Below are 14049 nucleotides of genomic sequence, written 5' to 3' on the forward strand. Positions count from 1 at the left end.
GCTTACTCCCCTGCTACTTCGTCAGCCACGTCCACCGACGGCTGTCCTGTAATAACATATATCGGATTGAGTCCGTCAAAACGAGTCATATTCAAAATCGGCTTGCTGCGCGCTGTTTGCAATAACGTCACCGAAGTATCGAGACCTGCTGCTTGCATCGCCTTCATCCCATCATGCAGCGTCTCAATCGTTGCAGCATTCACTACAATTCGTCCATCCTTCCGCAGACGGGAAGCACACAGACGAATCAGTTCGGCCAATTCTCCCCCGCTCCCACCGATAAACACCGCATCCGGGTCTGGCAGATCTTCCAGTCCGGCAGGCGCTTTGGCATGAATAACCGGGAAATCGGTACGGAATTTGATTTTGTTTGCTTCGACATTAGCCAGATCGCCTTCGTTCTTCTCAATGGCAAATACTTGCCCATACTTGGCCAGCCGCGCACATTCCACCGCTACAGAGCCAGAACCTGCGCCGATATCCCATACGATGCTTCGTTCGGTCAGACGCAGCTCGGACAAGCTGAATACGCGTACTTCACGCTTCGTGATCAGTCCTTTTTCTGGCTTACGCTGGTGAAATTCCGCATCCTCGAAGCCAAATCCCCGACGAATTGCAGGCACGTCTTCTCCCTTACGGCGGCGCAAAATAACCACATTCAGTGGTTGGAACGTTCTCTGCGCCATCTCATCCAACGTATAATGCTGATACGCCTCATCCGGTCCGCCCAAATGCTCGCCGACAAAGGCATCATATTCCGTCATGCCATAATGCAGCAGATAGGCAGCGACTGCGGCGGGATGATTGCGGTCGTCCGTCAGCAGCGCGACCTTGTTCTGGCCATCGATTCGCTGCGCCAGTCCGGTCATCGGACGGCCGTGTACGCTTTCCAGCACCGCATCCTGCCAACTTTCACCTAGACGCGCAAACGCCAGCTGAACCGAGCTGAGATGCGGCAAAATATCCAGATGTTTCGACCCTAGCTTGGCAGACAAATAACCTGCAATTCCAAAAAAAAGCGGATCGCCTGACGCAAGCACGACAATATCCTTGTCCTTGCGCAACCGTCCCAATTCTTCTACCACGGCAGATAAGCCGCTCTTTAATGTTTGTTTTTCCCCTGCGAATGCCTTGAAAAAGGCTAGCTGGCGTTCTCCACCAACCAGCAGGTCGGCACGCTCAATGTGCTCCAGCGTCTCCTGCGACAGACCTGCCGCTCCATTTTCACCGATACCAATGACACGAATCACTCTACTCACCGACTCTCGCCCTCCCCAGCACGTTCCCTTTCATCGTTACCAGTACCATTTCCACGACAATTCCACCACCTGCATGGTCCAGACAATGCTGACATCCATAGGTACACAGCTTTTCAAAAAAGCTAAGCGCATTCGCTTCGGTCATCATATCCGCCACCTGCGTAGCTGTATTGGCCTCTGCCACTGCCGCTGCAAGCGACTCATCCACCCCCGCTTCACGCGCGACCTCAGCCAAAAAACCAAAATCCACCGGAGCGCTCTTGGAGTGAACCATCATGACACCTTGAGCTACCTTCGACAGCTTGCCAGGCATACCGACGAGAATAATTTTTTTCATTCCCAATCGTTTGCCATGCTTAACTGCAAAGCCGACAAAGTCGCCCATCTGAATAAAGGCTTCTTCCGTCAGCTGATCATACATTTGCATGGCATATTTTTCACTGCTGCCGCCTGTGGTCAGGACTATTTCCTGGCAGTTCATCGCTTGTGCAACCGATATGGCCTGCACGACGCTGGCTTTATAAGCTGACGTGGAAAACGGAACGACCACACCGCGTGTACCTAGTATGGAAATACCGCCAAGAATGCCAAGACGCCCGTTCAGCGTTTTCTTGGCGATTTCTTCGCCGTCCGGTACGCTGATGACGACACGGACACCTTTGGCCGATCCGTGCTCTTCAAGCACGCCTGTCACAGCCTCCGTAATCATCCGTCGCGGCACGGGATTAATCGCTGCTTCCCCGACAGGCACAGGCAGACCGGGCTTCGTTACCCGCCCTACGCCGATGCCGCCATCCAGCACAATACCTGGCTCCTCACGCCAGCTAACAGAGGCGATAATTTTCGCCTGATGCGTGGCATCCGGGTCATCGCCACCGTCCTTGATCGTCGTGCAGGAAGCTTCGTCCGCATCCAACACAGGCTCGATCAGCTCAAACGCATGATCGAAGCCCGCGGGTAGCGATATCACCGCTTCCTTCGGCGGTATGCCCGTAATAAGCAGTTGTACCGCTCCTTTGGCTACTGCAGCCGCACAAGCCCCCGTCGTAAAGCCTGACCGCATTGGCTTGTCCGGCGCGGGAGCTTCACCACTTTTCATCCGTTTGGGCCTGTTGGCGGACGCCGCTTCCTTTTCCATGCCAATTCCTCCTTAACCTCTTCTGCTGATCATGTTCTAATTCATTTCATGATACAGCAAACGGACAACCGCATCTAGCGGACAGCCATTAAGGAGATCGCATTCAATGCTGCTACGACAATTGTACTGCCGCCCTTGCGTCCAATATTCGTAATGAACGGAATATCCAGCTTGCGCAGCTCGTCCTTGGATTCTGCTGCCGATACGAAACCGACGGGCATGCCAATCACCAGTCCGGGCTTAGCCGCTCCTTCTTTTACCAGACGGATCAACTCCAGCAACGCTGTCGGCGCATTACCAATGGCATAGATACCACCTTCGCCCGCCTGAATCGCTTTGCGCATGGAAATAATGGCGCGTGTCGTATTCAGCCTTTTCGCTTCTTCCATGACGTCAGGGTCAGATATGTACACATGCACATCCCCGCCAAATTGACGGATACGATCCTTACTCAGCCCCGCTTGAATCATCTGCACATCCGCCACTACCTGCTGTCCTGCACGAATAGCTGCAATCCCGGCTTCAATCGCCTTTGGATGAAACACCATGCTGCGGCCCAGCTCAAAATCAGCAGATGCATGAATGACACGCTGTACAACGGGATATTGCTCTGCTGTAAAGGGATGCTCTCCCAATTCTTCTGTGATCATCTCGAAGCTTTTGCCCTCAATTTCCTGCGGCTGCACCGTTAGCGGTTTAAATTCTGTTTTAAAATCCATCGTATCGACCACTCCCTTATGGAAAATTAGAAAATAGTTTAGGAAAATGACAATTCATTGCTACAAAATCATAGATACCTCTTAAAAACACCTGTTTTAAGATGACTATATTTTAAATACATGCCAGAAGTCGTTCCTGATGGACTGGACTCGCAGGGGTAAGGCTCAACTCAAATTGAAGTTCTCTCTTTTGCTATGCGCAGTGCGTCGATGACTCCGCCGAAATGATCAAATACTGTGCCAAATTCCACTTCCGGCCTGGAAATCAAAAGTACGTGAATCCCCAGCTCCAGGGCAGATTGAACCTTTTCATCCACTGCTCCCGTGCGTCCGCTTTCCTTGGTGACCATCACGGTCGTGCCATAGTGCTTGTACAATGCTTCGTTCATCTCGCGGGAAAAGGGTCCCTGCATGGCAATAATATTCTTTTGCTCCATGCCCAGTTCGCCGCATTTTTCCATATTGTCTAGGCGCGGCAGCATGCGTGCAACCAGACGAATCTCCGGGTCTCCGAGTAAATGCTTGGTGAACGTGCCGAGCGTCTTACTGCCTGTCGTAAGCATTACAGAGCCTTTGAGTTGCTTCGCTTCTAATGCGGCCTCTTCATAGGAAGACACGATGTGGAGCAATGGATGATTGTCATACACCAGTCCCGCCCGCTCGTAGCGAATATAAGGAACTCCGGATTCGCGAGCGGCTGTCATTGCATTCGCATGTGCTTCTTCTGCAAAAGGATGACTGGCATCAACAACCGCCTGTATTCCCTGCTCCCGAATCATTGCACTCATTTCATCGGCTGTCATTCGGCCTGTACGTACGTCCAGCCCTGCTTCGGACAAGCTGGCTGCCGCGCTTTCAGTTACAACCGAGGTCAATACGTTGAAGCCATTGTCACGGATTTGCAGCGCCAATTCCCGAGCATCGCTCGTTCCACATAGCATGAATATCATGAGCCCTTCACCTGCCCGCTTCCATTCACTACAGATGGCGTATGAGAATGCTCGTGATGGTGATCATGGTCATCATGGCTGTGAGCATGGACATGCTCATGAGTGTGATCGTGGCTGTGTGTATGGTGATCATGATGATCGTGCTCATGTGCATGATGATGGTGATGATGCTCATGATCGTGATGGTGGTCATGGTCGTGGTGATGATGGTGGTGCTCCTGCGCCTCCAGACGGAACTGGCAGTTATCACAATTGGCCGTAACCTTGCCGAACAAGCCTTCCTTAGCTCGCTCCAGCACCAGTTCAATCAATTGAGGATGAAAACCAAAATATCCTCCCATCTCCACTTGTAATGTAGGGTGAGCCTCGGCAAATTCCTGGGTCATTTCTCCGATGCGCTTAATCAGCACACCCGTGAACAGAAAATAGGGAAGCACGATAATCTTTTTGGCCCCCAGTCGTACACAACGCTCCAATCCATCGGGAAAAGAAGGCTGCGTCACACCGATAAAGCTGCTCTCTACCCACGTATAAGAAAGCTGTTCCCATAGCATACGGGTGATTTTGAAAAAGTCACTGTTCGCATCTGGATCGCTACTTCCGCGTCCTAACACAAGTACCGCCGTTTCTTCGTCGGATACCTCGGCAAATGCCTCTACAGCGCTATTCATTCCCGCTGGAACTGCAACCGGACGGGCCTCTTTCAAGCGGCTTTGCAGAATGCTGACGATTTTCTCGTGAACGCCAATCGGGCGTCCATATACAAATTCCACCTGTGGATATTTTGCTTTTGCCCGATCAATAGCCATCGGAATATCAATTTTGGCATGTACCGCTGCGAACAAGATAATCGGAATGAGAACGACACGCGTCGCACCTTTCTCCACACATGTTTGCATCCCATCAGCAATGCTGGGACGTGCCAACTCCAAGAAACAGGTTTCCACGCACATATCCGGTACCCGGTCTGCCACTGCCTGTGCAAATTCCAGCAGTTCCTGGTTCCCCTCCGGGTCCCGACTTCCATGTCCAACTAACAATATTGCATCCACTGCTGTTTTTTCCTCCTCTTTAATAGGGATAGCCTGCATGACGCCCTATTTTATATATATGCTTGTATCCAGTTCATCAGGCCTTCAGTCATTAATCACCACAAACCGCATTCACTTCTACCGTTGCTGGTGCATCTTCATGCCGGAAACCCGCAACGACGCCTACACGTTTAAAAAATTTATGAAAACGCTCGTTCGGATGCCCTTTTTCCTTATATTCAGCGATGACGTTCTCCACAATGTCAGTAATTTGATCACCCGGAATCCCTTCCGCTACGGGCTGAGCGGCATGAGCATTGCGACCGAATTTTTTGCCACCAAGGAAGAGATCGTATCCTCCCTTGCGATAGACGATGCCGATATCCTCCAGCACCGCTCCATAGCAGGCCATACCGCATCCGTTCAATGCAATGCTCGTTTCCTTGGGTGCCTGTAATCCGCCAAGTACAACCTGTAGATGCTCAGCCACAGGCACAGCGTCATCCTTCTCCATATTGCAGAAGTCGCACGCCTTCACCTTAAACACATCGCCAATCGGCATGACAATGAATCGTTCATCCCGCAGCCGTCCGACCAGTTCTTCGGGGTCTGCACACGGTACGCGCAGCACGATCTGATGATCTGGCGTGTATTCCAGCTCGCCGTCATCACCCGCTACCTCGGCGAGCAGCGCCATCTGGCGAGCGGTGAACTTCTTGTTTCCCACACCCGGGGAAACGCCCACCTCAAATAGCGCAGGCTTGCCAAAGCCGCCTGTCGCCATCCCGGACGTGGCCACCGCTGACGTTCCGGCGGTGCTCTCCGCGGCAGGCGCTTGCCCGCTCCAGCGAGCGTTGGCTGCGTCGGGCAGCTTGCCGCCAACAGCGAGGCGGCTTAGTGCCTCTGCCGCCAGCGATGCCGGGGTTGCGCCGGTTTGCACAGCGGTCGTTGCCTGCACGGCAGCCATCGCTTGCGGGCGTGCCTGCGTCGCAACCGCAGCGCCGCTCGCGGAGGATCCAGCGGGCGTAGTCGGGGCTGCGCCTGTCTGCGGTGCGGCCTCTTGCGCGCCCAGCGACCACGGCTCTGCTTCCGTACGGAGACGCTGATGCGGCTTGAGCGCTTGCTCGGTCGCATCCAGCGTGTATTTGCGCTGATATCCGCGCGGAGTCACGATCAAGCCGTCATACACCGTTGTCGAGGAATTGCCGATGATTACAGTTGTCAGCATCCCGATGTCATGATTCAGCATATCTTCCAGCGTCGTTACAATAACTTGCTGACGTTCACGATAAGCACTTTTCACCAACCCAACTGGAGTTTGCGGATCGCGGTAACGCAGCAAAATGGACTGCGTCTCCACAATCTGGCGGGTACGCCGACCACTGCGCGGGTTGTATAATGCAATCACAAAATCGGCCGAAGCCGCTGCTTCTACACGCTTCACAATCGTTTCCCATGGGGTCAGATGATCACTCAGACTGATCGTGCAAGCATCATGCATCACTGGCGCCCCCAACAGTGAAGCACAGGACTGAATAGCCGAGATCCCCGGCACGACTTCTACCTCAACCCCGTCCTCGCGTCGCCAGCCTTTTTGCATCAGCACTTCGTACACCAGCCCTGCCATACCATAGACTCCTGCATCTCCACTGGAAATGACAGCTACCTTCTTGCCCATCTCTGCTTGGCGAACCGCCTCCTGCGCACGGCTCACTTCCTCTGTCATCCCTGTGCGTACAATCTCCTGTCCGTTCAACAACGGACGGATCAAATCAACGTAGGTATTGTAGCCGATAATGACCTCACTTTCGGCCAGCGCATCCAGCGCCCGTTTTGTGATATGTTCCATATCTCCTGGTCCAAATCCAATCACCAGCAATTTTCCTAATGGGCTCATCGTGCTCCTCCTATTCACCCTTTTCAGGGTAGCTATCCTATCTATTTCAATGATTTATGCACATCGTGTAACTCAAAAAACCCCATCCTGCCCGGATGGGGTTTCTATGTACGTATCTCTCATCAGACGAAAAAACAGCGTAAGAAGACACTATTTGTCTTCCTCCAGCCTGCCGTTGTTTTCCACCTGTCTGTTTACGCTTCAAACGCTGCTGCACGTTCATATCCACGCAAACCTCTAACCAACATGGAAAAAGCAACGTGTGCCTGATTTCCTGATTTCGTACACCCATCCTCTCCGCGAAGGTTAACGGTGCATACAGATCAAGGTAGGTCTCCTGGCTTGGCATCAACAGATTCTTTCGTCTTCCCCGTTTTTCACGAGTGACCATTTAAAAAAATCCTCTTCCTTACAGTGGCGGGACCGCTCGGGATTTGCACCCGATTCCCTGTTACCCTTTGCTCAACCGCAAAGGCACCTTGTCTGTCCGCTATTTGATTATGGGTCTTATCATAACCTTGCCTCAATCAGTTGTGCAAGCACGAAAAACGCTTTATTTCAAGTTCTCTGCTTTATTTTTTAACATATGTAGCAATTCGTCCGGGTCCGCAGAGATACTTAATAACGCTGGATGCTCAGCCCCGGTAAACCCTTCTTGCACGCTATGACGCACCATTTCTACTAACGGGTCAAAATATCCATTCACATTCAGCAGCCCAATCGGCTTGCGATGAATGCCGATTTGCGCCCAGCACAATACCTCGAACAGCTCCTCAAAGGTTCCCAAGCCACCCGGAAGGGCAATAAACGCATCGGCCATCTCGCTCATTGCCGCTTTACGCTCATGCATGCTTGCTACCTCAATGAACTCGGTAACTCCCCGATGAATGATCTCTGCATCAAATAACAGGGTGGGCATAATGCCAGTGACCTGACCGTCACCCGCCAGTATTCCATCCGCCACCTCTCCCATCAGCCCCCTACTGGAGCCACCGTAGATCAGACGGATATGATGGCGAGCCATGGCTTCTCCCAGCTTGCCTGCCGCTTCAACATATACCGATGAATGTCCAGGTCTGGACCCGGCAAATACACAAATAGAATTCATTAACGTCTCAGCTCCTGTCCTAAGTATCATGCATCGAAACTTATTCATTATATTAGCTAAATATTTTCGCTATAACAAAAATCTTTGTCGATGCATGTCCAACAAAAAAAAAGATAAAGACCTCGCAGGCCCTTATCTTTATTTTACGCTTTATCCAAAAATATAAGTTCATTTTTAGCATACTATATTTATAATTTCTATCTCATTTCCATCTCATTTCAATGACCATTCATGATCTTCAGACCACAGCCATGCACCGAATCGTTATGCTCAAAATATTTGCCCAGCTCCACCATCATCGCGCCCATGCGTTCTTCGGTTGGAAACACGACTCGATCAATCCCTTCTTCCACAATGGACTGTGCAGTCACCTTCCCTACTGATACAGCAATCACATCCTCACGGAAAGCCTCCAGTAAATCCTCGATTCGATTTTGCTCTCTCGCATATTGGGCTAAAAATCGAATTTGCGGACCACTCGTGAACGTAACAGCATCAACATTACGATGGATAACATCCTCCAGTAACGCCTGCAATTTTGCTTCCTCAGGTGGGATATGCTTATAAGGAAGTACCTGGCGGGTCACTGCCCCCTGCTCGTCCAGCCACTTTACCAACCGTGGGGCTGGATCGCCATGCAGTTGCAACAATACTTCTTTTCCCTTCAGATCGTATGGGGCGAAAGCTCCTGTCAATCCGATCAAACTTCCGTCCTCGTCTCGTACTGCTGGCGTAAAGCCACGCTTTTTGAGTCCATTGACCGTCTTGTAGCCCCGCGCTGCAATGTTGGAAGATTGCAGCAGCTCCATAATCTGCTCAGCCACGCCCATATCCTCTGCCATATCGAACAGGGCATCCAGCCCCATACCTGTCGTGAAGATGTACCAGTCCGGAGGGTGCTTCACCCACGATACAACAGCGTTGCGCAGCTCGATATCATCCAGAAAAACGGTACCCTGGGCCGGGCGCTGTACTGGCTCACCCCCCATCTTCACAACTAGCAGCGCCATTTCTTCTGCTTTACGGGGACCAGCAAGAGCGACTCTCTTGCCTGCCATGCGTTGTGCCATTCTGTTGCCTCCCTTGTAGATGTCGTATTTCTTTCTACCAAGTATACAATCAGAGGGGTAAAAGACAAATAAGAATTACTTTTCCGATGAATACAGTAATCTTATAAGTGGCCGTGTCCTGTTCTGCCTTCATGCTGGCTTTCTTTCTGACTACTGCTATCCCGCTCTCCGTTAGATGCCCTATCATCTCCGCCTTTCCCTTTAGATTTGGGTCGGAGCAACATCCATAGCAACAAAGGCATGATAACAAAAAAAATAATCATCACCGCGGTCCACTCCCGGCTGAACTCATAAATTTGCACAATGTTGGAGAACAGCATAAACGAACAGACATAGCCTAACAAACCTACGGGCCAAACCATCAGGCTCCCCCAGGCTTGGGCAAACATCCGTTTTACCGCCAAACTGGTAACGTACAGATCAACCCCAATCTTCGTAAGAAAGGTCGGTACGGTCAGTACTGCCACGAACAAATCGAACCGATCCAGAAAGTCCGTTAGCTGCAATTGACGCACCAGTTCATACGCTGGATAAAACAGCCGTGACAAGATAGGAACACCAATAACCAACTCGGATAGCAGCACCAGCATGGTCAGAAAAGCGGTTCCGAGCAAATGCCCAAACCACGCACTACGCCCATTATAGCTCTTCCCAGAAATCACAAAGGGGACTATCATAATATCGGCCATATAACCCAGCATGCGCCAACTCCCCTTGATTACTCCCTCTACTTCTGGATGTAAGTAGGGTCTCAGCATCGAAAAATCCATATTACGCCCAAAAAAAAGCGGCATGGTCAACAGCGTCACAATCAACAGCGGTATAAAATTCTCGGTCATATTCACGATGGTGCTTATTCCGCCTTTAGCCATAAATACTAGAGTCAACAGCACAATAAGAGAAGTGACCACAATCGGAGTCAGCGGCAAAAGCACCACCTCCACCAGATCCGTAATAATCCTCAAATCCCGTGCAAAGATGATCAGGAATAAAATAAGGTAGATTGCAAGCAGCACACGGCCCAGCATAGGGTGAGAGCTCACCATCGCCTGCATCAGATCCTGATCAGGGAACCGTCGTTTAAGTTTCAACATCGCCCAGATCGGCAAGCATAGCACGATAGCCGCAATTATACAGGTCCAGTAAGCATGCTGATTCGCGTGATCCGCTGCCTGCGCCGGAGCATGTATAAGGGTAATACCGACCTCCATCAATACACCAAGCAGCACAATTTGTCTGGTTGTGAACTGTTTCATGCAGGTACATCCTCCTTTTGCCCGCAGGCATCCATTACACGATTTACAACGTAGGGGGGAGCCACATGTCAATAAAACGGGTTAGCCATGTAGCCACATAAACGGTGCTCTTCGTTGATGTTCCGTAAATCCAGATACCAATGCTAATAACATACATTACGCGGGAGACCCAGCGATTAATGGCTGGTGCATTGTGAATATTTTTACGGTCCATCAGATACATGAAGAGCATAACCAGCACCAAAGGTAACAGAAATACTTTATTCATTGGATTTGCTCCTTTTTGACCCCGAATGGTTTGGTGACCGCACCGATATTCTCAATATGCACGACCGGATTTATGGTGACCTTCACCTTGGGATACAGTTGTTCCCATTGGGGTTTGATCCGTTTCCATTCATCCGGTTGACTCGTAATAATAGCCCGGCCCAAACCAAGTACGTCTGAACGATACTTTTGCTGAATCACCTGAACAGCCTGTCCCAGCTCCCTCTTAATTTCCTCGGCTGTCTGCTGCTCCAGCCACTTCAAATTTTCCTCGTTGGAAATATCGAATCTCGTCTCATTTTCCTTCACATTCCCATTGCAGTTCATATGAATGGTCATTCGAATCTCATCCCCTTGAATATGGGGCTTAATTTGGACTTTATTTTCGATGAGGTGTACAGATATGTAACCTCTACCTTTGGGAGGGGGAATAAATATTTCTGTCTCCTTGGCTTGCTCCATACCCAAAAGCAGAAACCGACTGAGGTGGTTATCAATAATTCCTGTTAACCTGTCTTTGCGAAACACACCCAGTCCATCGACCTGAATATTCGTTTTCTTGTCTTTAAGGTTAGGGGGCCCATTCTTCACCAGAGACATTACTGGTACCACCGGGTCAACGCCTTCCAGCAGGACGGAATTCATCAACAGCTTAACGGAACGAGGTTTTTTCATATAGGAAATATTGAGCTCACGCACCATTTCTGCTGGATATTGCTCTATCGGAGCATCTGCCTGAAGCAATTCCATCGTTGAACCCTTCGTAATAACAACCAGGGACGACAGACGGTTCTGCGGAACACGTGCCAGTACATCCATCATTTTGCTAATCCCTTCTCGTGCCAGCGCCTCGCCGAACAGCAGCACCCGCCGATGGGAGTAATTGAGTGTTCGCGAAACTCCGCGCTGTTCCTCGGTACTTGCTCCTCGAAAGCTTGGGCCTATTTTGGACTCCAGATAGTAGGATTTCGTACCACTGGTACCTCCCCCTCCTCCTGTACTGCCCGAAGATCCGAGTTGTCCGGGTAGAGCGATTTGCATCGTTACCCGGTATTGATCGCCTTCCTTGTCCAGCCCGGTACCCATCACGAAAGCAACATCATTCACTTCACGGCGATCCCAGCATCCTCCCAAGAGAACAGAGCATAGCAGCAGACAACAGAGCACAGCGACTTTACGTATTTGTTGTGTATTCGATTTGGGCTTCATCACCATCCCTCCTCGCTTTTGGGCGTTCCATTCATCTTTTCCTTCGCTCGTTTGTTGTTGTCTTTACCAATCCAGGAAGGACGTTTGGTCATTTTCCACCAAGGCGCGCGGACGACGATATCCTTTTGATCCATATGGTTGTATGGGCTATATCCACTCATATAAGGGACACCAAACGAGGTTAGCTTGGTTAGATGCGTAGCAATCAGCGTTGTCGCAATAATGATCCCAAACAATCCGAATAAACCCGCCATCAGCATGATGGGAAATCGCAGCAGACGAACCGTGATGGCAAAGTTAAAACGCGGTATGGTAAACGACGCAATACCTGTGAGCGACACAACAATGACTATGGGCGCCGATACGATTCCTGCTTGTACTGCGGCCTGCCCAATGACGAGCGCACCAAGAATACTGACGGCCTGACCGACCGTTTTGGGGAGACGAATCCCTGCTTCCCGTAATGCCTCAAAGGAAATCTCCATCATCAATGCTTCCACCAGTGCTGGAAAAGGGATGGATTCGCGAGCCGCCGCAATACTCAGGATGAGCGTCGTCGGCAGCATATCATGATGAAAGGTCGTCACCGCTACATATAATGCAGGCAGAAAGAGAGCCATTATGAGAAAAAGAAAACGAATCCAGCGCACCATATTACTGATGAAAAAGCGCTCGTAATAATCTTCGCTCGCTTGCATCATCTGCCACATGGTGACTGGCCCAATCAGAGCAAAAGGCGTTCCGTCCACAAAAATGGCAAAACGTCCTTCCAGTAACTGCGCAGTGACGGTATCCGGACGTTCAGTGTATTCCATTTGCGGAAACGGTGAAAACGGATGATCCTCAATCAGTTCCTCAATATACCCCGTCTCCAGAACACCATCAATTTTAATATCGCTGAGCCGTTTTTTTACATCCTCCACCAGCTTCGAATCTATGATCCCTTCAATATAAGTAAGGACGACGCTCGTTTGAGTTTCTGTTCCGATGGTCATGCTGTACATCTTGAGCTTGGAGGTCTTCAGCTTGAAGCGTAACAGTGCCGTATTAACGCGAAGAGTCTCAGTGAAGCCCTCACGCGGACCTCGAATAACCGCTTCTGTCTGTGGTTCCTCTACGCCACGGCGAACGCCCCCCTTGGCGCTAAAAATATACGCACGAGGCGTGCCATCTACAAACAAGGCGGCATTGCCGTCCAGTATCGCTGCCGATACCATCTTCCATTCGTCCATCGTTTTGGTCTGGGACATGGAGATACGAGTTTCATCCAGCGGCTCCAATTTGCCGTTCACTTCAGGGTCCTTGAGCATCATACCCAGAATGACAGGCCGCAGGATATGATCCTGCAAATCCTCCGATTTTACCGTACCTTCAAAATAAGCCAACAACCCTTTGCGTTCAGGGGAAATCATGAGCTCTCGATAGACGATATCAGAGCAATCCTTGAAAATATCACGCAAAGCAATCAAATTGTCTTCCACACTGCTACGTAGCGGCTGTTCCAGCCACGAAGACTCAGGCAGTCCTTTAGGCACATTGGAATTTCGTGTCTTGCGGTCTGCGGCTGGAATCGCTCTCCGGCTCCACGGTGGCTTCGGCAACTTGGGAAAGCGCCCTTTCTTCATCGTTATTCCCCCTTTACGAATGAGCCGAACAGATAATATGACATATAGGATGTACCAGCCTGCAAAGGATTATGTATCCAATGAACTCAACATATTGAACGGATAACAAAAAGACCCTGCAATGATGCAGAGCCTTCGAAAATCCATCATATATCTGAAAATTTATGATAAAGGAATGATTAATCTCCCCAATACTCCTCGGGATGGTATTCAATCTCAGAACCAGCTTCGAACGTAAGCTTATCTGTCTGATCATGATATTCCACACTTTCCGGGGTGACGTAATACCAATGCTTCACCACGGGTCCGTCGTCTACCGGGGTTACAAAACGAAATACGTTCAACTCCCCGCTATAACGCACAATCGCCTCCGCCGTCTCACGCGGCAACTCTTGAAGCGTAAAGCGAAACACACCGTCCACCGATTCAAAATGACAATCGAAACTCTGCTTGCGGCTGTCAGCAAAGCTACGTCCCGTGACGGCATGCTTGATCAGCCATGTTTCCTGCTGCGCCATTG

Annotated in this window: 13 protein-coding genes and 1 riboswitch; all 13 genes read right to left on the reverse strand. The window is 50.5% G+C overall.

Annotated elements, in window-relative coordinates:
* Nucleotides 1-2: 2 nt before the first annotated feature.
* The gene (locus AOU00_RS10815) at nt 3-1259 is read right to left on the reverse strand and encodes a bifunctional cobalt-precorrin-7 (C(5))-methyltransferase/cobalt-precorrin-6B (C(15))-methyltransferase (protein ID WP_069290589.1); all 1257 of its coding nucleotides are present in this window, start codon (nt 1257-1259) and stop codon (nt 3-5) included.
* Nucleotides 1252-2397: a cobalt-precorrin-5B (C(1))-methyltransferase gene (locus tag AOU00_RS10820; RefSeq protein WP_081330701.1), complete on the reverse strand. Its 1146-nt coding sequence runs from the start codon at nt 2395-2397 to the stop codon at nt 1252-1254. Before AOU00_RS10820 ends, AOU00_RS10815 begins: the two co-directional genes overlap by 8 nt.
* A gap of 74 nt (nt 2398-2471) precedes the next feature.
* Nucleotides 2472-3116 carry a precorrin-8X methylmutase gene (locus AOU00_RS10825; protein WP_039271658.1) on the reverse strand — a complete coding sequence of 215 codons (645 nt, stop codon included), beginning with the start codon at nt 3114-3116 and terminating at the stop codon, nt 2472-2474.
* A 170-nt stretch (nt 3117-3286) separates the two neighbouring features.
* Nucleotides 3287-4066 carry a precorrin-6A reductase gene (gene cobK / locus AOU00_RS10830; protein ID WP_069290590.1) on the reverse strand — a complete coding sequence of 260 codons (780 nt, stop codon included), beginning with the start codon at nt 4064-4066 and terminating at the stop codon, nt 3287-3289.
* Nucleotides 4063-5118 carry a sirohydrochlorin chelatase gene (locus AOU00_RS10835; protein WP_069290591.1) on the reverse strand — a complete coding sequence of 352 codons (1056 nt, stop codon included), beginning with the start codon at nt 5116-5118 and terminating at the stop codon, nt 4063-4065. The genes cobK and AOU00_RS10835 overlap by 4 nt, the downstream gene beginning before the upstream one ends.
* A 91-nt stretch (nt 5119-5209) precedes the next feature.
* On the reverse strand, nt 5210-6994 hold the full coding sequence (gene cobJ / locus AOU00_RS10840) for a precorrin-3B C(17)-methyltransferase (protein WP_069290592.1): 1785 nt from the start codon (nt 6992-6994) through the stop codon (nt 5210-5212).
* A gap of 309 nt (nt 6995-7303) precedes the next feature.
* A riboswitch (cobalamin riboswitch) is annotated at nt 7304-7491 on the reverse strand.
* Between the two features lie 56 nt (nt 7492-7547).
* Nucleotides 7548-8102 (reverse strand): LOG family protein, encoded by a 555-nt coding sequence (locus AOU00_RS10845; protein WP_069290593.1) that lies wholly within the window; start codon nt 8100-8102, stop codon nt 7548-7550.
* Between the two features lie 218 nt (nt 8103-8320).
* Nucleotides 8321-9172: a uroporphyrinogen-III synthase gene (locus tag AOU00_RS10850; protein WP_069290594.1), complete on the reverse strand. Its 852-nt coding sequence runs from the start codon at nt 9170-9172 to the stop codon at nt 8321-8323.
* A gap of 101 nt (nt 9173-9273) precedes the next feature.
* Nucleotides 9274-10428 (reverse strand): GerAB/ArcD/ProY family transporter, encoded by a 1155-nt coding sequence (locus AOU00_RS10855; protein WP_069290595.1) that lies wholly within the window; start codon nt 10426-10428, stop codon nt 9274-9276.
* Nucleotides 10429-10471: 43 nt separating this feature from the next.
* A complete protein-coding gene (locus AOU00_RS10860; RefSeq protein ID WP_069290596.1) occupies nt 10472-10696 on the reverse strand; it encodes a hypothetical protein in 225 nt (74 codons plus the stop codon).
* Nucleotides 10693-11904 carry a Ger(x)C family spore germination protein gene (locus tag AOU00_RS10865; protein ID WP_069290597.1) on the reverse strand — a complete coding sequence of 404 codons (1212 nt, stop codon included), beginning with the start codon at nt 11902-11904 and terminating at the stop codon, nt 10693-10695. The genes AOU00_RS10860 and AOU00_RS10865 overlap by 4 nt, the downstream gene beginning before the upstream one ends.
* Nucleotides 11904-13529 carry a spore germination protein gene (locus AOU00_RS10870; RefSeq protein WP_069290598.1) on the reverse strand — a complete coding sequence of 542 codons (1626 nt, stop codon included), beginning with the start codon at nt 13527-13529 and terminating at the stop codon, nt 11904-11906. Before AOU00_RS10870 ends, AOU00_RS10865 begins: the two co-directional genes overlap by 1 nt.
* 179 nt (nt 13530-13708) lie before the next feature.
* Complete coding sequence (locus AOU00_RS10875; protein ID WP_069290599.1) at nt 13709-14047, reverse strand: hypothetical protein; 339 nt, start codon at nt 14045-14047, stop codon at nt 13709-13711.
* Between the last annotated feature and the right edge of the window lie 2 nt (nt 14048-14049).

The sequence above is a fragment of the Paenibacillus polymyxa genome (genome assembly GCF_001719045.1).
In the GTDB taxonomy this organism is placed as follows: domain Bacteria; phylum Bacillota; class Bacilli; order Paenibacillales; family Paenibacillaceae; genus Paenibacillus; species Paenibacillus polymyxa_B.